1 protein-coding gene is annotated in these 461 nt (G+C 28.0%); it reads left to right on the top strand.

Annotation, left to right across the window (positions count from 1 at the left end):
- Positions 1–461 (top strand): CDP-glycerol glycerophosphotransferase family protein (locus GFC01_RS18940; RefSeq protein ID WP_243137693.1); only part of this gene is annotated, 461 nt, incomplete at both ends.

Below are 461 nucleotides of genomic sequence, written 5' to 3'. Positions count from 1 at the left end.
GTTTAAATAACTTCAATAAACAGTTTGAAAGTCAATACAAAGAGTTTTTAGATGAATACTGCTCTTATGATGACGGAAATGCTACTAATCGACTCATTGACATAATATTTAAAGGGAAAAATCAAGATGAATTAATCAAGGTTGAAAGCAATAAACAAAAATTACTTTTTTATTGTGGGGGCTTCTACAATAATGGTATAACCGTTTCAGCGACTAATTTATTTGATCAGATTGATTACAACAAATATGAAGTTGTCGTCATTGATAACTCAAATTATCATAAAGATAAATGGATGAACATACAAAAGCTTCATCCTAATGTTCATATTATTTATAGACCAGGTTTTGTTAATAGAACATTAAAAGAAACATATAAACAGAATCTAATTTTCCGCCGTGGTTTATACAATAACAAAATGTTAAAATACACTCCAGTAAACTCATACAAGAGAGAATTAAAG

The sequence above is a fragment of the Desulfofundulus thermobenzoicus genome (assembly GCF_009428905.1).
Lineage (GTDB): Bacteria > Bacillota > Desulfotomaculia > Desulfotomaculales > Desulfovirgulaceae > Desulfofundulus_A > Desulfofundulus_A thermobenzoicus.
This window is presented reverse-complemented; position numbering and strand designations above follow the sequence as displayed.